Consider the following 22,017-nt stretch of genomic DNA (forward strand, 5'->3'; position numbering starts at 1 on the left):
CTATCGACTGCTGCCTGCATCCTTGCGTGCTTTCAAATTTTTATCCGGCGCTTGGTCCGTTAGCTGCTTAAGCAGTGATTCGCCTTCGATATCAATGTTTGGCATTATACGGTCCAGCCACTTCGGAAGATACCAAGCCGCACGGCCTAGCAAGACCATAACCGCAGGAACAAGGGTCATACGCACAACGAAGGCATCAACCAACACCCCAAAGGTAAGCGCAACGCCCATTGCTTTGGTTATCGGGTCTTCCGTGAAGATGAAGCTGGCGAATACAGCAGCCATAATGAGACCCGCCGCCGTAACGACACGACCACTATGACCAACTCCCATTACCACCGATTCACGTGCCTTGCCTGTATGGATGTAATCCTCCCGCATTCGACTAACAAGGAATACCTCGTAATCCATCGCAAGGCCGAATAATACACCCGTTACCAGCACGGGCAGGAAGCTTAGGATCGGCGCAGACTGCGATAATCCGAGCCAACTCAGGAAATGACCATCTTGGAAAATAAAAACTACCACACCAAGCGATGACGTTAAGCTCAGTAAGAATCCTATAACGGATTTAAGCGGCACAAGTAAGGAACGGAAAACTAATGCAAGCAGCACAATCGCCAAACCAACAACTACCAGTGCAAATACAGGCAGCGCTGAATTAAGTTTGTCTGATACATCGATATTAACAGCAGTAACTCCCGTGACGAGAAGCTTAACCTCCTCCTGCTTTTGCAGCGCATCCGTTCCATTCCGAATGGAATTGACTAAATCTTTGGTTTCAGTCGTGTTGGGACCTGTTGTTGGGACAACACTGACCAGAGCAATTTTTTGAGTCTGATTCCAATTGGGTGGAGATACATAGGCAACGTTAGGTAAAGCTGTTAATTCTTTGGTTACCTTTTGTGCCGTTTCTTTAGAATCTTTCTTGCCAATCACATCTATAACGACGAGTAATGGACCATTAAATCCTGAACCAAAGCCTTTGGAAAGCAGCTCGTAGCCCTTATGCTCGGTCGTTTCTTTCGCCTTGGCTCCGTTATCCGGAAGTCCCAGCCTCATATGAAGAGCCGGCAGGCTAATAACGGTAAGGCTCACAATACCAATCAAGAGGATAATGACTGGAAAACGCGTAACGAAACGTCCCCATCGCAGTGAAACGGTCTTTTGATTAGCAGTAGGTGGTGTGCGGAACATGCGCGTCTTCCGCGCAGGACTGAGACGATGCCCCGCCATGCCGATAAAGGCTGGAATTAAGTTAATCGCAATAAAAACGGCTATCAGCACCGTGAAGGAAGCAGCAAGCCCCATAATGGAGAGGAAGGGAATACCAGTTACAGACAATCCTGCAAGCGCGATAATGACCGTAAGTCCCGCGAAGACAACCGCACTGCCCGCGGTAGCAACCGAACGTCCAATTGACTCTTCGATCTCCAAGCCCTCAGCAAGCTGCTGACGATGTCTCGATACGATGAACAATGCGTAGTCGATTCCGACAGCCAGACCCAGCATGATAGCAAGTATAGTAGCTGTGGATGTCATAGTGACGAATCTGGAGACGAACATGACACCCATAATTCCAATCCCAACCCCTATTACCGCTGTAATAATCGGCAATCCAGCCGCAAGCAAGGAAGCGAAGGTAAAAGCAAGAATCGCATAGGCCACGAATACGCCTATCACCTCAGGGACGGGACTGGTTTCAAAATCCGTGAGCTGGACAGACCCGCCAAACTCTGTCTGAACACCCGCATTGCGAGCTGCATCGGCACTTTGAACAATCTGAGCCTTGGATTCTTTGGTAACCTTCTGCGCATTAACATTATAGATGACATCTGCGTAGCCGATCTGGTTATCCTTGCTGACCGTTTTTAACGTGAAGGGATCTAGAATAGCAACAACATTTTTGTCCTTACGTGCTTGCTCGAATGTAGCCATAATCGCTTTTTTGACATCTGGGGAATCCAAGGTTTTACCATCTGGAGCTGCGAAAATTAATCGCACCGTTCCGCCATTAGCGCCCGGGAACTCTTTGCCTAGCAGATCAATCGCCTCTTGTGCTTTGGTTCCAGGAATAGAGAATTCACTGCTGGTAGCCCCTTTGAAGCTCAAGCCGATAACTAAGGCTGCTATTAGAACAACAACCCAACCCGTAACTACTAATCGGCGCTTGCGGTAAGACCATTTACCAAAATGATACAGATATTGTGCCATGAGATGCTCCTTTTCGTTTTCAAGACGGATGATTCAGCTACTTTCTAATTGAGGCGAACTAAGAATAGCACTTTATTCCTATTATTATAGCTTTATTTCCAATATTTTAAAAATGAAAGACCAGAAAATAGAAATGCATCCTCAAGACGTCGGTTCGTTCTCTCGCAAAATGACAATCTGCAGGTTTACACGTATATAAATCTACTTGCGCGAATACATTCAGGGCGGACTGTTGTCAGAGGGAATGGTGTGTGGTAAGATCGTACATTGCCCTCTCCATGACTGGAGAATCGACCTGTATAGCGGCCTTGTGAATGAGCCGGACGATGGCTGCGTAACGACATTCAGGGCCGAAGTAGATCACGAGAGCGGCTCCATATATGTAACAATCTGAGGGGGACTTGGACATGGATTATGTAAAACCTGCGGAAATATTAGATACGATGATCGAGAGTGGAACATCGAAGGCGAATCTGAGTGTTCTCCAAATGATCATTCGCGGTATTCTTGGCGGAGCTATTCTCGCTTTCGCCACCACATTGGCTTATACAGCCGTTACGCAGACTTCGATCGGCCTAGCGGGTGCGATTATTTTCCCAGTTGGCTTTGTTATGATTGTATTACTCGGGCTGGAGCTTGTAACCGGCACCTTTGCACTCATCCCGCTAGCTGTTTTGGAGCGCCAAACAACGATGTCTCGTATGCTGGCTAATTATGGTTGGGTGATCCTGGGGCATCTGATCGGTTGCGCGATATACGCTGTCTTCTATGACTTGACCGTGACCAAGATGGGGACGGATATGGAGAATCCGCTGGCTAAGATGCTCATTCAAGTGAGTGAAGCCAAGACGCTCGGCTATCAGAAAATGGGCTTAAGCGGCATGATCCTTGTTTTTATAAAAGCGATCCTTTGCAACTGGATGGTTACGCTCGGCGTGGTAATGGCTATGACTTCGAAATCAACAGCGGGCAAAATTATCGCAATGTGGCTGCCTATTCTCACCTTCTTCGCACAAGGCTTCGAGCATGCGGTCGTCAACATGTTCGTCATTCCCGCAGGCATGATGCTCGGCGCTAAAGTAAGCATGGCTGACTGGTGGCTTTGGAACCAAATTCCCGTATTGCTAGGCAATTTTGTTGGCGGCGCCCTGTTCACAGGCATTTTGTTCTACCTTGGGCAAAAGCCATTCAGACGTTCCGCCTCAAGCACAATTGCCGTAAAGCAGGGACAACAGAAGACTTAACTGCCGCTTCTGCTGAGAGAATCAATCTATAATATGGCAGAGGCGAATGCTCGTCGCTATCGTTAATCATCAACAAATAAAGTCCGGAAATACCGTTCTCTATTATTCAGAAAATCCCGAGTCAGATTATAATGGTCAGTAGCTTCATACTCGATCTCGCTAATATTTCGTTCGGAGAAATGCAACAGCTTCGCACCGGGATATGCCAGCAGTATAGGCGAATGAGTGGCAATAATGAACTGAGCCTGGCCTTCCTGCTCCAGCTCCCAAATGATCCTTAAGAAGGCTAGTTGGTTCTGTGGAGATAGCGCTGACTCAGGCTCATCCAAGATATAAATCCCCTTACTGGCAAACCGATTCGTGAAAAAGGTCAAAAATCCCTGTCCATGTGAAACTTCGTTTAGCGATTTGCCTCCGTAAGGTCTGTAAGCCGAAGACCCGACGTCTCTAGCCAGCTCATCGATATAATTTGCAAAGGTATCAAAGGTTTCCGCACGGAAATAGAAGCCATTCGTTACCTTCGGAAGCCAGGACAACCTCATGATCGACGACAAAGAGTCATCATCCTTCTCCTTACGAATAACTAAATCCCTGCCGCCCACAATACTAAAGCCGCATGACGCTCCAATCGCCTCAAGAAGTGTTGATTTACCCGAACCATTATCTCCCATGAAGAAGGTTACATTCGAAGTGAAGGTATACTCATTCAGCTTCTGCAGAGGCTCGATATTGAAAGGGAATTCACTGCGATCCTCCTCCGTTACGTTCGACCAATCCAGAGAGAACTTTTTTAAGAAAGGCATACTTACCTCCTGCTCGGACTAATCACAGCCGTACAAGCACTCTTCCACGTGACTGTCCTGATAAAATGATCGGCACATAATCCTTCACCTGCTCTAATGTGATCTCCTCATACAAACTCTCTTCGAGTGAAGGTTTGAATGAATCTGCCATGCGCTGCCATACATTTTCCCGTCTAGCCATTGGGATCATGACTGAGTCAATACCAATAAGCCTCACTCCCCGCAGGATGAAAGGAAATACCGAGGTATCCAGCTCAATACCACCTGTTAGACCACTTGCCGCCACGACTCCACCATATTGCAAAGCTGGCAAGAGGGAAGCTAAGGTTGCCCCTCCGACACAGTCTATCGCACCAGCCCAGCGCTGCTTATCCAAGGCGCGTGTACGCTCCGAATGAAGCTCACCTCGCGCAATCACCCGTGCCGCACCCAATCGGAGCAGCTCCTCCGTCATGTCCGCTTTTCCCGTACTGGCAACAACCTCATAGCCCAGCTTAGCCAGCATAGACACCGCCATGCTTCCTACTCCACCAGTGGCTCCCGTAACCAGAATCGGTCCATCCTCGGGCTTCACACCATTCTCCTGAATTTCCAATGTCGATAATGCCGCGGTGAAGCCTGCCGTACCCACAAGCATGGCTTCCTTCTGGGACAAATGATTAGGCAGCTTCAATGCCCACTCCGATGGAACACAAGCATACTCACTAAATCCGCCATAATGACTTACGCCAAGGCCATAGCCGGTTACAATGACCTCATCCCCGGCTTGAAACCGCTCAGTCCCACTAGTTACTACCGTACCTGCCAAGTCAATTCCAGGAATGAACGGGTAGCTTTTGACAATATTCCCGTCCGACTTACATGCTAAGGCATCTTTATAGTTTACGCTCGAATAATTCACTTTAATAAGTAAATCGCCATCTGGAAGGTCATGCAAACCAATTGCACGGGTGCTGATAACAGCTTCCTTATCTATCTTATCTACGAACAGTGCTTTAAAAGCATCCATTGTAGCACCCCCTTGATCGTTAACTGCACTTCTCTGCAGCAGCTCCCTTATGAATACGCCAGCATCGGAGTACAAATGATTACGAATAAAATTCGTCCTATTCATGTTTATTCCTTCTTGATTTACTTATTTTACATCAGATTAAGGAAGCATCTGTATGATTGGATGGCAAATGGCTGAGACACAGTATTCGGAAGATTATCGCGTGGCAAAATGATTATTCCACGGCTTAAAGCGGACTATGGATCTGGCTCCTCTGCTGCCAAAGATGAAAGGGTAGCTTATCATGATTCGCCAAGTAATAAGGTTAATGAAACTAAAGGGCGGTTGTAAACGTAGTAAGTAATAGCTGCGCGAGATCGTCCTTCTGCTCGTTCTTTATAGCTTCAGTAAAAGAACAAGCTAAGCTGGGACGAGTCATTATCCACCCGCGAGTTCAGTAAACGTTCAACTCTATTTCATATCGTTTTAAGGTAGAACCTGTACAATAAAGATATTCACCAAGTGAAGCTTGGATGGAAATGAGGGATTCGAATGAATGCAAAACGAATGTTATTGATCGGTACTATGGCTGCTGCTCTATCCTTTAGCAGTGGAATTGGTGCCACCAAGACAAGCGCAGATCCTCTGGATAAATCTAATGTTACCTATATAGCACAACCGGAGGAAAAGGAAGCACCCAATGATGATTTGCAGCAGCTGCTTGGCGTTTCGTCTGATCAAGAGATCTATGATGCCTTATATGCAGGCCAATCATTAGCCGACATAGCTAACGCTAACCATACCCATGTTCAGCATGTCATCAATCTGCAGGTTGCCGAATTAACGGCGCAGCTTGATGCTCGCCTTGCAAGCGGGAGCCTCTCTGTAGCTACTTATCATCTGCAGAAAGCTGAGCTTGAGGAAATGGTAACAACCAGTACTTACGCCAGTCACCCTTTTTCTTGAACGTACGGGTAAGAACAATTGCCTCCAATCACGTGTTTGATAACACATGATTGGAGGTTTTTGGCTTATTGCCAGCCGTTTCCGAGTTAGAATGGTCCGATTCCGAGATTCTATCCCTACTAGTTGGCGCATTTTCTTACATTCCCCATACATTGCAGAAATCTATTGTTAACATTCTCCTGTTATAGTAATCACAAACGTAAAGGAGTGGATACCTTGCCGAGCCTTGTAATGGAGTATACCGACCGAATTAGCGATAGTGAAACGATGACAAACAAACTCATTTATCAAATTCGTAAGGATCAACTAAACTCAATTGAATTGCAAAAGCTGCAAAATCGCTGCAACAATGAACTGCACACGCTCCGCCAAGAGCTGGATGATTTGCTTCAGGAGCTTCGCGTCATTGCTGAGAATGGCCGCGCTCCACTTCGTAATCCTCGCATTGCCGCTTAACAAGCTATTCCTCTTACCTATTCTCCTTCACCTTCATCAAGAAGCTAACAGGCTATACGTATCAAACCATGCAAAGCAAACGACCTCCTCCCCGTTTACTCACACCAGGAAGAGGTCGTTTCTTGTCTACTGTCTCTGACTACACTTAATAATCTCCGTTGAGATCGATCTCGTCTCTGTAGGTCCACCGATTGCCGTCTATGAGATCCATACTTATTAAGAGTTCATACTCGTACGGTCCTTCAATATCATCGCTACCATTAAGCTGCTCACTAAACATGATGTGAGCATGCACAACTGCATGTTTATCATCCGCATATAGAACCCGGGCATCGAGAAGCTCATCTTTCCTTGCTGCGTTATCGAAGCCGCTTCTCAATACCGATTTATAGTCCCCTTGTGTAACACGATTCCATTCTTCGAAGAAATGCGGCGAGATGAACTGCACAGCCAGTTCTATATTCTCATCATTCATAGCCTTATAATAGGTTTTCACATCCTGCAGCACATGCTCAACCTTGTCTGGGTCATTCTTCCGTAGCTCTTTCACAGATTGATCGGCATCGCTTGGCAAATCCATCTTATAATGCACTGGATTCTGATTGGCTATCCTCCAGTCCTGATTTACTTTCCGCAAGGAAAACTTAATTTCCGCAGATGTATTCAAAGATTGGGTCTTCGCATTATAGCCTGCAGTCACAACGGCTTCCGTATCTGATGTGTACGTTATCTGGCCAATCCATCCCTCATAGCTCCGATAAGGCCCGTAATTCTCATGATGCGGAACCTGATTATAAATCAAATATGGATTATCGGGTGTCATCAGATTCGCAAGCGGCTGTTCATGATCTGGCTGAAGGTATGTTTCCAATAATGTCTTAATAGCTGCATCCTGTCCGAATCCGAGCTTCGTAAGCGTGACCTTTTTACCTGAATGATCATAACCCACTACGTAACCAAAGGCTTCTCCAAGCACTCGCAGCGGCAAGTAAATATGATCATGGATGACCGTAATCTCAATTGCTGGCGGGAATAGATACAGGGAATCCTTATATTGCAAGACATCATCTCCTACAAAAAGAGTAATCGTCTCGTCGCCTACTGTGGCTGTAATTTCACCTGTCTTCGCTTCATAGCGGACCTTTGAGCCAACCGACTCGAGGAAGCTGCGGAATGGGACCATCGTTACACCATTCCTGATCCATGCCTCGGCCTGGACCAATTTCTTCCCATTAACGATAACTGGAATAGGTTCTGATTGTGCAGCTGCTGCTGTATACCCCGGAATATTCGCGGCCCCAGAAGTTAGGATGAGGGTGATTATTAACAATCTGACTATCTTAGTTAGCTTCATTTTATTCATGCATTGCTCTCCTCATCGTTTCGTAATAGGGGCAGACTGTCACCCACCTATACTACAAGGGCTGGTAAACTTTTACTAGAGGAAAAGCATCAAAATGAAGAAGTACCGGCAAAAACAAGCTAAGCATGATGAAAAACAGTTGACATCATCTAACTAAATATGATATTTATTTATTAGTCAATAAATAAACACTAAGGAGATGCTTTCGCAATAATGTCACCTAAAGACGATGCTTCCCTATCCCGCAAAGAACAAATACTCGATGCCGCTGCTTCTCTATTCGCAGAAAGTGGCTACTATAAAACTACAACTGCCGAAGTAGCACGTATTGTAGGTGTAACTCAACCTTATGTTTTTCACTTTTTTAAATCCAAGGAATCGTTGTATCTGTCCGTATTGGAGAGAGCCTCCAATCGCATTCATAACGCCTTTGGCACCGTGCAAGCACCCCCTGAACAGCTCATGGAAACCATTGGTCGGGCATTCGCAGAATTACTCATTGAGCACCGTAATGAAATGCTGCTCGTTATGATGGCTTATGCGACGCCTGAGCCAGCCGTTCGAGAATATACGCGCAATGAGTTCGACAAGGTCTATGAGCGGGTGAAAAGCCGTTTCGAGCAGGCGGGTCTTCCTAATGCCGGTGATTTGGCCAGCACCTTTATCGGGCATGGACTAGCGATCGCAATGTCCGAAGTCTTGAGCCTTCCGAAGTTATGCCCCTGGAGGGACAATCACGACCACGTCCTTTAGCAGCATGGTTTCATGATTGAGATAGTGATAGTAAGGCAAAGATCTCTAACCTGCTTTGCCTTTTTATTTGGATTTACATTTATTTATCAATAAATAATAAATCAAAGGAGTTGTTCCCCGATGTTTACCGCCTCACGTGTCAAACTGCTCGTTGTTACCTGTGTTACTTTATTTATGGCTATGCTTGATAATCTCGTAATAGGTGTCGCTTTGCCTTCCATCCAACAATCGTTTCATGCTAGTATATCCGACATGGAATGGTTCATGAATGCTTATACGTTAGCCTTCGCGGTTCTGCTTATTCCCTTCAGCGTATTAGGTGAGCGTTTCGGCCGCAAACGAATGTTCCTTACTGGGATCGTGCTGTTCACGCTTGGTTCGGCTCTATCCGGTCTTAGCGATAGCTCAATCGCGCTGATTCTGTCCCGTGCGCTTCAAGGCATCGGTGGTGCAGCTATTGTTCCGATCAGCTTGACGCTCGTCAATTCAGCTTTTCCCGCGGATAAGCGGGCTGCCGCACTTGGCATTTGGTCTGGAATCTCTGGGCTTGGCCTGTCTGTTGGCCCCCTTGTCGGCGGACTTATCATCAATGGCGCGCCTTGGCAGCTGATCTTCTGGGTTAACGTTCCTATCGGTATCTTGGCTTTTCTGCTGGGGATGAAATGGCTGCCAGAGGCACGCGGTGTGAAGAAACCGATTCATCCTCTCGGTATTCTACTGCTTGGAAGCGGATTGTTCGGAATTGTCTTCGGACTTGAGCGAGGTAATACAGATGGCTGGGGCTCCGCCCTTGTTCTCTCTCTGCTAGCTGGTGGATTACTCTTACTCTTGTTCTTTTATCTATGGGAGCGCAGTCGGCAGCATCCTTTTATTCGCTTCGACTTGTTCCGCAGCGGCCAATATTCAACGTTTGTCTTTACGGGCTTCTGGATGAATGCTGGTATATTCAGTGCAATCTTCCTGCTGACCTTGTTTCTTCAGCAGGCACAAGGCTATACGGCACTTGAAGCGGGAGTTCGTGAGATGGCTTGGACCGGCTGCACCATGATAGCCGCTCCTCTAGCAGGACTTGCGGTTGGAAAATTCGGCACTCGTGCTGTTCTCATGACAGGGCTCGCCCTCCAAAGTATCGCGCTTGTTGGCTTCGGCGTTCTTATTCTTCACTTCGGCGTTGATTTCCCATTCGGATACATGGCGCCCTTCATGATGCTCGCTGGCACAGGTATGGGGCTAAGCTTCACGCCGCTATCCCATGGCATTCTCTCCTCCGTTCCTGAGTCAGCATCAGCTGAGGCTAGCGGAATTAGCAATGCAACCCGTGAACTTGGAGGGGTGTTCGGCATTGCCATTGGCGGCCTTATCTTCCAGTCTGGTTCTGCTATTCAATCGAAGGCGGACTTTGGAACCCATGTCATACCAGCCTTGTTTACCAGCGCAGTCATGATTGCACTTGGCTTGATCAGTATTCTTACCGTCAGCATTTGGGTTTCCTCTCGCCAAGCCAAGGCAGCGCCAGAAGTCGCTTAGCCTATCCTTCAACGATAAAGAGCGGGGTCATCATCATAGATGGCCCCGCTATCATCTTAGATGACCCGGCTCTTCTTCACTTGTTGCCTATTATGTCCAATCGTCAGTCTGGTCTTCTCATTCTCTCGGTTGAAAGCTGCATTGTTATAGCGCTCTGAGAGCCAGAGCCAGAGAGCCACTTAGACCTGCATTGTCTCCAAGTCCAGGCGGGACGATGTAATCGTCCATACCTTCGAGCAGGGCTTGCGCACTAATATAGCCATTGAGGTTCTTCTTCACTTCTTCCCTAATCATCGGGAATAGGTGCATCTGATGCATCACACCACCGCCAAGAATGACTTTCTTCGGCGACATCAACAATACAGCTGAAGTAATGGCCTGTCCGATATAGAAGGCTTCCATCGCCCAAGCGGGATGATCCGGCTGAAGCTCGCTGCCCTTCACCTTCCATCTACCCTCCAATGCTGGACCAGCCGCCATTCCTTCTAGACAATCTCCATGATAGGGGCAGAATCCTTCATATGTATCATCCGGATGTCTCCTTGTTAATACATGCCCTCCTTCTGGGTGAACAAGACCATGAACAAGCTTCCCTTCGGCATATACACCAACGCCAACTCCTGTTCCAATTGTATAGTAGAGGCAGCTGTCCAATCCCTTAGCCGCACCCCAAGTCGCTTCTCCAAGTGCAGCCGCATTCACATCCGTATCCCAGCCAAAAGGAATATCGAATACTTTCTTCAGCTCCGGAAGGAAGGGATAGTTGCCCCAACCCGGCTTCGGGGTCGTAGTCACATAACCGTAAAGTGGACTTAAAGGATCAATATTAATGGGACCAAATGTACCCACGCCAATAGATTCTACCTGCTTGTCCCGGAAGTAATCGATAACCTGAGCCAATGTCTCCTCAGGGCGCTCTGTCGGGAAGCTAACCCGCTCCTGTATGACCCCTTCCTCATTGCCAATCCCGCATACAAACTTCGTTCCCCCAGCTTCAACCGCTCCAATGATCATCTTTATTTCTTCCTCCTAAAATGTTTATACAGGACTTTGCCTGAAAGAATTGAATTCTGTTAACGCCCTGCATCCTTTAACTACAGTGGCTAGCGGTTGGCCGCACATTGCGATTGCCAAGCTCAAATCCGCTCCTCGAGCCATGACCACACCGCGTGAAGAGTAAGCCACCCATTGGATAATCCATGCGAATTGATATAGGGAGGCTGCTCGCGAAAATAATCCGGGTGGCCGCCGATAATCGGCACCCCACAAGTGGCCTCAGGTGCATAGTGATTCATCCGCCATGCCGGAAGCATCCTCCCGTCTCGCGCCCAACCGCCGAAACTCCCAAGCCGGCAAATGGCATCTGCCAGCTTGGCCGGACCTTGCTTCCCTGCCGGTAATCGATCGCCCACAGCATACAAGTAAAGAACCGAATTCCGAAGCTCTAGCGGTATCCGAAATTTGGGTACTCCGATCAGGATAACGAGGCATGGCTCTCCCCCATCCCGCTCTAGGAGCAACCTCGCAGCATGAACAGCTGCGACACCGCCTCCGCTATGGCCAACTAGAATGGTTCTCCCTGTGCTGCCATCCTTGAACGACCTTGCGTCTATCGCTTCCAATGCCCGCTTTCCTCCAATGGATCGCGTATAACGGGAGACACCGAGCCGCATGTCTAGACCAATCTCCCGCAGCTGTGGGAGGACCCTTCGACTCCAGTCGCCGTAAGGAAATAACAGTTCGGAATGAACATGATGTCCTCTCTTCTCCAGCATACCTTGTAAGGCACTCCGAAATCCATCCAAAAAATGAGGAGCCGTAGCCAATCCACTCATCAAATACAGCGAAATGTGATCACTTTCCATCAGGCTTCGCCTTTTCCTGCTTATGCTCTTTCTCAAACTTAAGCGCCGTCAAGATCCTCTCCAGATCACTAGGATGATCACCTTGGAACCAGCGCACAAGCAGCGGCGGATTCACATCATCTAGCGAAGCTACGGCCAGCTTCTGATGCATAGAGATCGCCCCTTCCGCGCTTCCGATCAGCTTCATCCCATAGGCATCAGCTGCCGATTCGGCTTGGCTTGCTACTTGGTTCGATATGGGCAAGCTAACAAAGGAAAGCACAGCTATAAGAAGCAGCAATAGCGGCAGTGCCGTCATATCCGATAGGCTGCGAATCCCCCAGCCTGCTCCCCATCGCCTCACCAGCCACCTATACAGAAAACCGCCAACTGTAAGCATCACAAGCGAGGATCCTACTGCGCCAAGCGCACTCCACTCCAGATGATGCATCTCATAATGTCCCATCTCATGCGCCATAATGAGCAGGATCTCCTGCTCATTCAACTGCTTAAGCGTCGTATCCCACAGCACGATACGCAGAGAAGAACCGATTCCGTTCACATAAGCATTCATCGCGTTGGTCTTCTTCGACATATCCACTTCATATACGCGATCCGCCGAGATGCCCGCTTTTGCTGCGAGATTCAGAATACGCTGCTCCAGCACAGGATCAGACAAACGGGAATAATGATTGTACAAAGGGTCGATGACCACGGGTTGAATATACATCATAAACACAATGAAGGGGATAGAAATAACCCAAAGCTTAAACCACCAACGACCCCCTCGGGAAATTACCCAGAAGGCCACTGCCGATACAGCAAGCACTGTGATATAGCCGACTCCGAAATCAACTAGCTTATCTCTTATCCAGCTGAGCACCGGCTGTGTCGATATCCCGTAGGTCTTGGATATACTGTAGCCTGTAATGCGCAAAGGCAGATACAGTAGGAACGATGCAGCCTGCACCAACAGCACGAAGATCGGGAATCTAATCGTGATCGGAAGCTTCGTCCGCTTCAGAGAATCCCTCCAATACCGCGCCAATCCTCCTGACAAGAGAAGCACGTAAATCAACCATTCCCAAGGCCCGCTCATGAAGAAAATCCAGTTTCTAAGACCGCCTAGTGTTTCACTATCCTTCAGCTGAGCTGGCGTGAAGAATGTAGCCGGATCTGCCGCTGTACCTGAATAAACAGCGGGAACTTGATTCGGTGATGTATACCAACTGTAGGCCGCCATAACCAAGGCATAACCTATAAACAGAAGAAAGTATTTCAGCAAATGGGATCGCTTGTATTCGGGCATGGCATCGTCTCCTAATCGTCTACTCATGGAATTATTTAATCATAACATTATTCCTTCGCAGGTGAAATTTGAAGAACATCTCCCCCTAGAATGAGGAATAACCCGATCATATAAAAAATGAAATAAACCCACCTGCAGTTTCTGCTTGGTGGGTTCATTGTATACGATGCACTTCATATCGGAGAACAGCTCGTTCCGTTCTCACATCAGCTGATTAGGCAGCAGAGGTAGGCAATGAAGCTCTAGGAATTCTCTTTTTACTTCTGCGCTTCGCCCTTGCTTTGAGCTGCCAGATCGTCACTCCCGTGATCATGAAGAACAGCGGAGCTACTCCTATGATCACGTACAAAATCTTCGAGAACTCGCCGCCCCATGTGCCGAAGTGTAAGCCGTACTTCAAGTTCTGATAGATGGATAACTTAGAGGAAGGATCGGATTTCCACAATATATCGCCCGTATATTGGTTTATGTATGTGGTCACGTTGCCATATTGGGAGGGATTGTAGCCCACATTCATGATGACGGCGCTGGCTTGGGTCGGATCGACCGAATTCGTCGCATAGACGGGATCGCCATTAGGTACGACTTGCTGCACTTTGGCGATAAGCTGATCGAGTGGTAGCGGTTCTCCTCCAGGTTTGATCGTCTTGCGTTCAGCCGGAGCGTCGACATAGGTCTGGAATCCTCCAAAGAGGTTCAGAGCCGCATCAGAAGTGAACAATATGCCTGTCAGCGCAAATACGATAAGGATCGGCGAAGTGACGATGCCAATCGACCTATGAAGGTCGCGCTGGAAAACGAGCTTACCCTTATGCCGTACGATACGAAAGCCTGACGCGAACTTACGGATACCAGGCCACCAGACGAACACGCCAGTGACGAGTACGATTAGGAAAACCAAACCGACGATAGCTTCGACTAATTGCGCGCCATTATTCCCTATTACCCCTTCCAACAGAAGATAATAGTGAAGATTACCCATAAATTTCATGAAGACGGACTGCTCTCCATCGTTCTGACCCAGCACTTTGCCTGAGCCGGGATCGATGAACACTTGTTGTTCGGGGCCTTTACCATCAGGTGTAGTGAGCCATACATGGAAGAGACCGTCTTCCTTGCGCGGATATTCAAAATAATCGATAACTTTGCCGGCGTTAGCCTCCGTCGCATTAGTCAAAATCGTCTGGAGCGTGGCATGCCCTGGAGTTGCCTTGTACAAATCCGGATGCTGCCACCTGTCGATATCGGTGCGCAGGACCAGAAAACTGCCGCTCAAGCATATCGCAACAAAGAATAGACCGAGGAAAAGACTAAGGACGAGATGGGTTCGAAGCATCCACTTTCTCAACGTGCTCCTCCGATCTGCAGCACTTGCTCCGCGAAGGCCATACCGAATTGCTTGCATTCTTCAAGCTCTCTTTTGTCCGCGACACGGTCGATCTTGATCGTTCGCTCCCACACCACGGCTCCCCGCTCAGCCAACCGTTCATGGAGAATGTCACCCGCCACCGCAAAATGCTCATAAGACGTATCTCCGCATCCAAACACAGCCGCATGCTTGCCGGTCAGATCGATTGTGCCCATATCATCGAAGAAATCTAGAAACTCATCAGGCAAATCCCCTTCCCCCCAGGTGTAGGTACCCAAGATAATATTGTCATACGCCAGCAGCTCCGCCGGTGAAGCATCGTAAACTTCCTTCATCTCGACTTTGAGATCGGCCGCTTGGAGCCCCTTCGCAACGCTTTCGGCCAACTCACGAGTGTTGCCGGTCATACTGGCATAAATGAGAAGAACATCCCCAGCCATTATTTCATTCCTCTTTTCTTTTGTAGTAATGAACCAGACCTCTTCACGCTGTGCGTGCAGGCAATTTCTTCATCACTTTAATGATTATGATTATCATTATCATTAAAGTGAGAACTATTGTCAATAGAACTAATTAGAATCGTTCATCGCTCATCAATCATCTACTGTCATGACACCCCTCAAACAGCTATTTAATTTTTTCCACAAAAAAGAATCGCCTCAAGAGACGATTCTACGATTCTCACACACGATAAATGATGACCGACGCACTAAAGATTACGCAATGTTATCGCCTTAACGCCATTAGATAACTTCCCGCTCATCATTTCCAGGAATCACTGGGAATGCGGCATGCGGTTCAGTCTGAGCAGATAAAGATAAATTATCACAGGCGCTGCTGAACGTTGTGTCGAATGCGACCCGGTATGCAACTAGTGAAATTCTCATTGAGGTTCATGTCGTTAATAACCGGATGAATATTGCCGTTGCGGATGACGGTGCAGGAATCCCGCGAGAGCTTATTCCCTATCTGTTCCATCGTTTCGTGAAAGGAAAAGACGGCGAAACGGGATTGGGCCTTGCGATCTCCCGTGCTATCGTGGAGCGCTGCAAATGACAAATAACAGCCGGCAACCAAGAAGCTGGCGGCGCCGTGATCTCGATGGGTTTTCCCCTCTCGCGGAAGCTGGCCCTTCTGTAACCATAGAGGCTATAGCATCTTTTCTTTTAGAGGAAAAGTTCTATAGCCTTTATTTGTCTTACGATATTTCCCGTGCTGCGCTTCGCGTAATTTAACTTCGCTTAGTTCCATTCAAACCCAATATTTGGTTTAATACGACCCTGCGGAGTTAGATTGACATTGTTAAAGCATGTAAATTACTTTAATATCAGCATTAAGGTTAACGTTGCTTACAGCTTCGACCAACAAAAATCAGAGGTGTCCAATGACTTCCCAATTTTATACTAATCTGTACGAAATCATTACCATATTAAATATCCCCCTCGCTATTGCGGTCATCTTCATGGAACGACGCAATGTCGGGGTAACCTGGGCATGGCTCATGGTGCTGCTCTTTCTACCCGTCGTCGGCTTCGGCTTCTACTTAATCTTCGGGCAAAATATGAGTAAGAAGAAATTGTACAAGATCAGCAAGCGTACTCTCTCGACTATGAATGACTTAATTGAGACGCAGCGCAAAGAATTCAGGGAGCATCAGATTGTCTATCATGACCCTGCGATGGAGAATTATCAGGATCTGATCTATATGAACCTGACGAGCGGATTTGCGCTATATTCTCAGAATAATGCGATTGATATCTTCACGAACGGGAACGACAAATTCGATGCACTCATCCGCGACATCGAAGCTGCAACGCATCACATTCATCTCATGTACTATATCGTTCAGCCTGACGGACTCGGCAATCGATTGGTCGATCTTCTTACTAAAAAAGCAAGTGAAGGCGTTAAGGTTCGTTTTCTGTATGACGATATTGGCAGTTCCCATCTTCCGCGTCATTTCTTTGACCGTTTGAGGAATGCTGGCGGCGAGGTAGCTGCTTTCTTCCCCTCCAAAATCCCTTATTTGAATATCCGAGTTAATTATCGGAACCACCGGAAGCTTGCTATTATGGATGGTACGATCGGCTATATTGGCGGCATTAATATCGGGGACGAATACTTAGGACTTAATAAGAGGTTCGGTTATTGGCGCGATTCGCATTTACGTATTCAAGGCTATGCGGTCCAGCAGATGCAGGCACATTTTATGATGGATTGGAACTTGGCCTCCTCAGCTGCGATTGACCGGAATATGGAGGAGTTGTTCCCCGAGAGCGTGGATTGCGGCTTAGCAGGCATACAAATCGTTTCGAGCGGGCCTGATCGCGCGATGGAACAAATTAAAAATGCCTATATCAAAATGATTAATGCAGCCAAAGAGAGCATTTATATTCAAACCCCGTATTTTATACCGGATGAGAGTATGTTGAATGCCTTGAAAATGGCTGCTCTCTCTGGTGTAGATGTGCGGATCATGCTTCCGAGCAGGCCCGATCACCAAATGGTGTTCTGGGCATCGCATTCTTATCTGGGCGAATTGCTCGCAGAGGGAATCAGATGCTATCAATATGATAAAGGCTTCCTGCATGCAAAAATGATTGTTGTTGATGGCAAAGTTGCCTCCATTGGCACAGCCAACTTTGATATCCGCAGCTTTAAGCTGAACTTCGAGATCAATGCGATGATTTTCGACTCTGGAACGGCCCAGACATTGAAGCGAGTTTTTGAAGACGATATCGAGGATAGCTTCGAGCTCACTTATGACGCCTATATGAGCAGGCCGCTGCTCCAGCGGTTTAAAGAATCCTGCACAAGACTGCTATCCCCTATCCTTTAAAAGCAATCTTAAAAGGCTGTATGTGAGGACCTAATCCTCACACCATACCGGATATTGATTTAAATACCCCTTAAATTCATGCTTTATTCGATCATATTTAATCAATTGTTCTCCTGAAAGAGCTTCTGAAAAATCATATGACTTATAATAGGCGGCCAATTCTTCCCGACAATTAGCACAAATCTGAGGATATTGGTCTGCAATATTATGAAGTTCATTTGGATCTGCCTTTAAATCATATAGATTTTCCAATCCGCCATTGGCATGGTAGATATACTTATAGTTTTCCCATCTTATCATCATCTTTAAGGTATGCCTTCGTCCGAACTCTGCAATTACTTTATTCCGGAAAGGCATCTCAGGATGAATTCCGGCTTGTATCAGATTCTTTCCTGAAGAAGCTGCAGGTACTGTGCCGCCTGATACAGTAATAAACGTAGAATAAATATCCTGCAGCATAGTAAATTGAGCTCTTCGCTCATCCAATGGCAGGACAGACGGCCAACTTACAATCATGGGCACTCTAGTCGAAGCTTCATAATATGATCTTTTGCCGAATGCATAATGATCCCCTAATAATTCTCCATGATCAGATGTAAAAATAATTAGCGTATTATCAGTCAACCCTAAATTGTCGAGCGTATCCAATATTTTGCCAACCTGTTTATCAACAAAGGAGACACATCCATAGTAATGGGCGCGAAGCTTCATTATCTCCTCATGATTCACATTTTCGATACCATTAACCTTATAATCATTTTGAATATCCGTGGTGAGATCATCTGGAACACGCTCTTCCTCTGTATGTATCGGTGCGGGTATGTCTTCTATGTCGTACATTGTATTATAAGGCGAACAAGGATCAAACGGCGGGTGTGGCTTAATAAAAGAAGTATAGATAAAGAAGGGTCTATTCTTGTTCCCCCGAATAACTTCACAAGTTTTATTCCCTACCCATGCCGTGGAGTGCATTTCTTCCAGCAAGTCGGATACCTGTGGTACGTAATAATTCTCACTTCGTTTTCCATGGGGTTCAATAATATGACTATAGCCCTGTTCTTGTAAAAAAAGTAAATAGTCGTCATCCTGAATATGAGTGGGGATTTCTTCGGAAAGATACATACGATCAAATCCATGATGTTCTCTGACTGGAACGAAATGCATTTTACCCACGGCGCAGGTGAAATAAGCTTGCTCGCGCACAAGTTTAGGAAGAGGATCAGAAATCTCCTCAATATTCTCTGTATTATCCGTTAATCCGAGTTCAAACGGATGCAGTCCTGAGATCAGGCCGTGTCTTGCTGGCATACAAACGGGAGTTTGGCTATAGGCATTATCAAAGCAAATCCCCCGTTTAGCCAACCTGTCGATGTTCGGAGTCTTCACCAAGTTGTTGCCATAGCACCCTAGTACATCAAATCGTAATTGATCACACATGATTAGAAGTAAATTAGGTTTGTTGCTCATCTATTTCCACGCTCCCATTTAACGAATCGTACACGGAAGATAGATATCCACTGTCGTTCCTTCGTTCCTTTTACTCGCAATCTTCATTCGGCCTTGATGTGTCGCGATAATCTTCTGGACAATCATCATGCCGAGGCCATTCCCTTCGGGCTTGGTAGTATGGAAGGGCTCCCCGATCTTACTCATTACCTCCTCTGTCATACCCTCACCGTTATCCGTAATTCGAATGCGTTGGTCGGCATCCACTGCATCCAGATGAACGTGGATCATCCCTCCATAAGGCAAGGCCTCCATCGCATTTTTCAAGATATTCAGGAACATTTGCTTCATTTGATTCCGGTCGCATCTAATTTCAAGACTCTGAGTAAACTCACACTCCAACGTAATCCCATTCATCGTCGCCTGAAATTCAAAAATAGTCAGTACTTCTTGCAAAATGGCCAGGCATTGCTCTTCTTTGAAAATGATATTTTGCGGTTTACCCAAAATCATAAATTCGCTCACGATCAAATTCATACGGTCCAGCTCTGACATCATCGTTGTATAGAAATGCGGCTTGAGCTGTTTACCCGACAACTGGAGCATCCCCTTTACTGTCGTAAGGGGGTTGCGGACCTCATGGGCAATGCTAACCGCAAGCTGACCGGCAAAAATCAGTTTCTCTGTATTGCGGAGCATCTCTTCGGTTGTTTTCATATCCGTAATATCACGCAAGTTGCCTACTACACGATTGATGGCTTTGCTGCTATCGTAGATGGGAACCACGTCTAATATGTAATACCGCGGAAGCCCATTGACCTGAAGACACAGCTCCATACCAATGCACACCTCTCGCTTATCAATAACACGCTCAAAATAAGCTCCAATCGTGCCCAGTTGATAGACGGAGCTATACATGTAGTTTTCTTTATTCCAATTCTCCCCTTGCAGAATAGCCAAGCTGTTCTCATTAATCTCAACAATTTGACCATATGCATCCGTTATGATCACACCATAATAATTCGTTTCGAGCAGCACTTGATTCAGGATTTGAAGCTGCATATTCTGCCTGCGAAGGACCAGCTCACGTTCGGCTGAATCGGCTATCGTACATAAGAGAGCAAGCAAATGGGGATGCGCGAACTCAATATCCGTCATAAACGAAATGGTTCCTTCGATTCGTCTATGACCCTCGTTATAGAAAGGAGCCGAACAGCAGGAGAGATTATGATGTATCCTATAGTAATGATCCTCACCGGTAAGCTGAACAGGCTGCTTGAAACGCAGACACATCATAATGGAATTACTATCGTTCTCTTCTAACATTCGCGCGCCTACTACAATACCCAGCTTATTAACCGTGGCTATAATAGTCGGATCGCCCTTAAATGCAAGAACATGTCCCTTATCATCCGTTATGGCAATAAGAAAGGGATCCCCGGTCACAGAGGAAAGAAACTTATCGACAAAAAAATGTAGGATTTCTATGAATTCCTTATAATTATGAAGCTTAACGGTCAATTCTCCAGCAGTTAAATGATCCTCTAGTATGATCGGGTTATTAGGATCTAAGCCGCGCTGCTGAAGTCGTTGTTTCTCATCAAAAATGATCTTTTTATCCATTGGTTTTACCTTTTAGTCCTTCTTGTTTTCTTGTATAGGATTAGCCCATGGGCCAATTTGTTATTTCCAATAATATCATGGATAGTCTCTATTTTACATGCAGAACTTACTAAAAAAAGCACCCTACTCGAATAGGATGCTTCACGATTTATCTATCCCGCTTACTTCAGCTTATTGATCTCAAACAGCCTTGCCGTCTTCACAGATCCAGCAGGCTTACCTCCAGCACACCAAAAAACTTTGGATGGGGATATCATATATTTTGTGAGCAAGTAAAAAGAGCTACTGCAGCAGCTCCTTTGTTTTTTCGAAATTAGGCGAGAATAGAGCGTACATTAGTGATCACAAGCTGGTAGAAATACGATGTCGGGTCCACTTTACCAATTACCACAGCATCTCTCGCGGCCAGGTCGAGCGACTTGGCTTGATCAGTGAGCACGACGCCGCTCAGCTCTGTGAATTGAACTCTTGGATGGGGCGTGTTGATTCCACTGGGAACTGTGACCTCAAAAGGATACTCCTTTTTATGAGTTGTGATCGGAACAATCATGGCGAATTCTGAATTTTCTGGATCAATAAGTCCATCTGATAGTACGATTGCGGAGCGCCAGCCGTGTTGTTCGTGCCCCTTCGTCGGGTGCATGTTCAACCATACAACGCTCCCGCGTTCCACATGTCCTGTAATCGGCATTAAATAATCTCATCCCCCATAGGATCGGCAAACATCTCTTCGTGAGCAACCATATCCGGTTTGCATTTCGCGCGGAGCGACAGAAAATGTTTCCGCAGAGATTCTTGATCGTCGGCGGTCGGAACCGCTGTACGCAGAAGAACTTCTTTGTTCTCCGTGACGTACATTTCGATCTCAACTCCATCGGTGAATTTTACTAGCTCAGAAACTTCTTGAGGAATACGGACGGCTAAACTATTGCCCCACTTGCGTACGGTTGCAGTTGTCATATAGACCAGTCCTTTCTTCTGTTCATGATTCAAGAGTACCACAACCTTTCACACCTGTATACACTAAGTATATACAGGAATCGGAAATTGGATACGCCAAATTAATATTCAGTAACCGAAGCCAAGGAACCATAATAATGCTTTCTCTTCGCGGTACCAGCAGGTGGTCAGAATGGAGAGATGTGATTTGGAACAGGGGAATGTACGAAGATCAATAATTTTTATTACCACCACCCCATGGGGCGGTTTTTGTTTGATCGATAAGCAAAATTAAGATCTACTAATAATATGCCTATCCTGATCTTTAGCG

The 22,017-nt window shown here is 46.6% G+C and carries 19 protein-coding genes and 2 pseudogenes; 8 read left to right on the plus strand and 13 right to left on the minus strand.

Annotated features, from left to right (window positions below; genetic code table 11):
- On the minus strand, positions 1-2,214 hold the full coding sequence (locus EKN16_RS21065) for an MMPL family transporter (protein WP_125661770.1): 2,214 nt from the start codon (positions 2,212-2,214) through the stop codon (positions 1-3).
- 220 nt (positions 2,215-2,434) lie between these two features.
- Between EKN16_RS21065 and EKN16_RS21070 the strand changes: the two are divergent.
- Both EKN16_RS21070 and EKN16_RS21075 read left to right on the plus strand, forming a co-directional pair.
- Positions 2,435-2,608, plus strand: a pseudogene (locus EKN16_RS21070) (Rieske 2Fe-2S domain-containing protein); the annotation flags it as partial.
- Positions 2,609-2,621: 13 nt separating this feature from the next.
- Positions 2,622-3,458, plus strand: a complete 837-nt coding sequence (locus EKN16_RS21075; protein ID WP_125661773.1) for a formate/nitrite transporter family protein — start codon at positions 2,622-2,624, stop codon at positions 3,456-3,458.
- 62 nt (positions 3,459-3,520) lie between these two features.
- Here the strand turns inward: EKN16_RS21075 and EKN16_RS21080 are convergent, their stop codons facing one another.
- The gene (locus EKN16_RS21080; protein ID WP_125661776.1) at positions 3,521-4,261 is read right to left on the minus strand and encodes an AAA family ATPase; all 741 of its coding nucleotides are present in this window, start codon (positions 4,259-4,261) and stop codon (positions 3,521-3,523) included.
- Positions 4,262-4,283: 22 nt separating this feature from the next.
- Positions 4,284-5,270, minus strand: a complete 987-nt coding sequence (locus EKN16_RS21085) for an oxidoreductase (RefSeq protein WP_125666500.1) — start codon at positions 5,268-5,270, stop codon at positions 4,284-4,286.
- A gap of 534 nt (positions 5,271-5,804) precedes the next feature.
- Between EKN16_RS21085 and EKN16_RS21090 the strand changes: the two genes are divergently transcribed.
- Positions 5,805-6,218 (plus strand): hypothetical protein, encoded by a 414-nt coding sequence (locus tag EKN16_RS21090; protein WP_125661779.1) that lies wholly within the window; start codon positions 5,805-5,807, stop codon positions 6,216-6,218.
- Between the two features lie 216 nt (positions 6,219-6,434).
- A complete protein-coding gene (locus tag EKN16_RS21095; RefSeq protein ID WP_125661782.1) occupies positions 6,435-6,674 on the plus strand; it encodes a hypothetical protein in 240 nt (79 codons plus the stop codon).
- 145 nt (positions 6,675-6,819) lie between these two features.
- Here the strand turns inward: EKN16_RS21095 and EKN16_RS21100 are convergent, their stop codons facing one another.
- On the minus strand, positions 6,820-8,037 hold the full coding sequence (locus EKN16_RS21100; protein ID WP_125661785.1) for a copper amine oxidase N-terminal domain-containing protein: 1,218 nt from the start codon (positions 8,035-8,037) through the stop codon (positions 6,820-6,822).
- A 213-nt stretch (positions 8,038-8,250) separates the two neighbouring features.
- Here EKN16_RS21100 and EKN16_RS21105 point away from each other — a divergent pair, with 213 nt between their 5' ends.
- Positions 8,251-8,790, plus strand: a complete 540-nt coding sequence (locus tag EKN16_RS21105; protein ID WP_125661788.1) for a TetR/AcrR family transcriptional regulator — start codon at positions 8,251-8,253, stop codon at positions 8,788-8,790.
- 120 nt (positions 8,791-8,910) lie between these two features.
- Positions 8,911-10,317: an MFS transporter gene (locus EKN16_RS21110; RefSeq protein ID WP_125661791.1), complete on the plus strand. Its 1,407-nt coding sequence runs from the start codon at positions 8,911-8,913 to the stop codon at positions 10,315-10,317.
- A gap of 144 nt (positions 10,318-10,461) precedes the next feature.
- On the opposite strand, the gene EKN16_RS21115 is transcribed toward EKN16_RS21110, so the two are convergent.
- From EKN16_RS21115 to EKN16_RS21135, 5 genes are all read right to left on the minus strand, one after another.
- Positions 10,462-11,331, minus strand: a complete 870-nt coding sequence (locus EKN16_RS21115; protein ID WP_125661794.1) for an ROK family protein — start codon at positions 11,329-11,331, stop codon at positions 10,462-10,464.
- A 122-nt stretch (positions 11,332-11,453) separates the two neighbouring features.
- On the minus strand, positions 11,454-12,182 hold the full coding sequence (locus EKN16_RS21120) for a hypothetical protein (RefSeq protein ID WP_125661797.1): 729 nt from the start codon (positions 12,180-12,182) through the stop codon (positions 11,454-11,456).
- The gene (locus tag EKN16_RS21125; protein WP_232015899.1) at positions 12,172-13,497 is read right to left on the minus strand and encodes a M48 family metallopeptidase; all 1,326 of its coding nucleotides are present in this window, start codon (positions 13,495-13,497) and stop codon (positions 12,172-12,174) included. Before EKN16_RS21125 ends, EKN16_RS21120 begins: the two co-directional genes overlap by 11 nt.
- 187 nt (positions 13,498-13,684) lie before the next feature.
- Entirely contained in the window at positions 13,685-14,818 is a 1,134-nt protein-coding gene (locus tag EKN16_RS21130) for a PepSY-associated TM helix domain-containing protein (protein ID WP_164522917.1), read from the minus strand.
- Entirely contained in the window at positions 14,815-15,279 is a 465-nt protein-coding gene (locus tag EKN16_RS21135; protein ID WP_125661803.1) for a flavodoxin, read from the minus strand. The genes EKN16_RS21130 and EKN16_RS21135 overlap by 4 nt, the downstream gene beginning before the upstream one ends.
- A gap of 382 nt (positions 15,280-15,661) precedes the next feature.
- Here EKN16_RS21135 and EKN16_RS33145 point away from each other — a divergent pair.
- A pseudogene (locus tag EKN16_RS33145) lies at positions 15,662-15,895 on the plus strand (sensor histidine kinase); the annotation flags it as partial.
- Between the two features lie 328 nt (positions 15,896-16,223).
- Positions 16,224-17,678, plus strand: a complete 1,455-nt coding sequence (gene cls, locus EKN16_RS21145; RefSeq protein WP_125661806.1) for a cardiolipin synthase — start codon at positions 16,224-16,226, stop codon at positions 17,676-17,678.
- A 30-nt stretch (positions 17,679-17,708) separates the two neighbouring features.
- Here the strand turns inward: cls and EKN16_RS21150 are convergent, their stop codons facing one another.
- From EKN16_RS21150 to EKN16_RS21165, 4 genes are all read right to left on the minus strand, one after another.
- The gene (locus EKN16_RS21150; RefSeq protein WP_125661808.1) at positions 17,709-19,145 is read right to left on the minus strand and encodes a sulfatase family protein; all 1,437 of its coding nucleotides are present in this window, start codon (positions 19,143-19,145) and stop codon (positions 17,709-17,711) included.
- Between the two features lie 18 nt (positions 19,146-19,163).
- Entirely contained in the window at positions 19,164-20,747 is a 1,584-nt protein-coding gene (locus EKN16_RS21155; RefSeq protein WP_125661811.1) for an ATP-binding protein, read from the minus strand.
- A 313-nt stretch (positions 20,748-21,060) separates the two neighbouring features.
- Positions 21,061-21,438, minus strand: coding sequence for a type II toxin-antitoxin system PemK/MazF family toxin (locus EKN16_RS21160; RefSeq protein ID WP_125661814.1), 378 nt, complete (start codon positions 21,436-21,438; stop codon positions 21,061-21,063).
- Positions 21,438-21,740, minus strand: a complete 303-nt coding sequence (locus tag EKN16_RS21165; RefSeq protein ID WP_125661817.1) for an AbrB/MazE/SpoVT family DNA-binding domain-containing protein — start codon at positions 21,738-21,740, stop codon at positions 21,438-21,440. Before EKN16_RS21165 ends, EKN16_RS21160 begins: the two co-directional genes overlap by 1 nt.
- Between the last annotated feature and the right edge of the window lie 277 nt (positions 21,741-22,017).

It is taken from the genome of Paenibacillus baekrokdamisoli, from assembly GCF_003945345.1.
Lineage (GTDB): Bacteria > Bacillota > Bacilli > Paenibacillales > Paenibacillaceae > Paenibacillus_Z > Paenibacillus_Z baekrokdamisoli.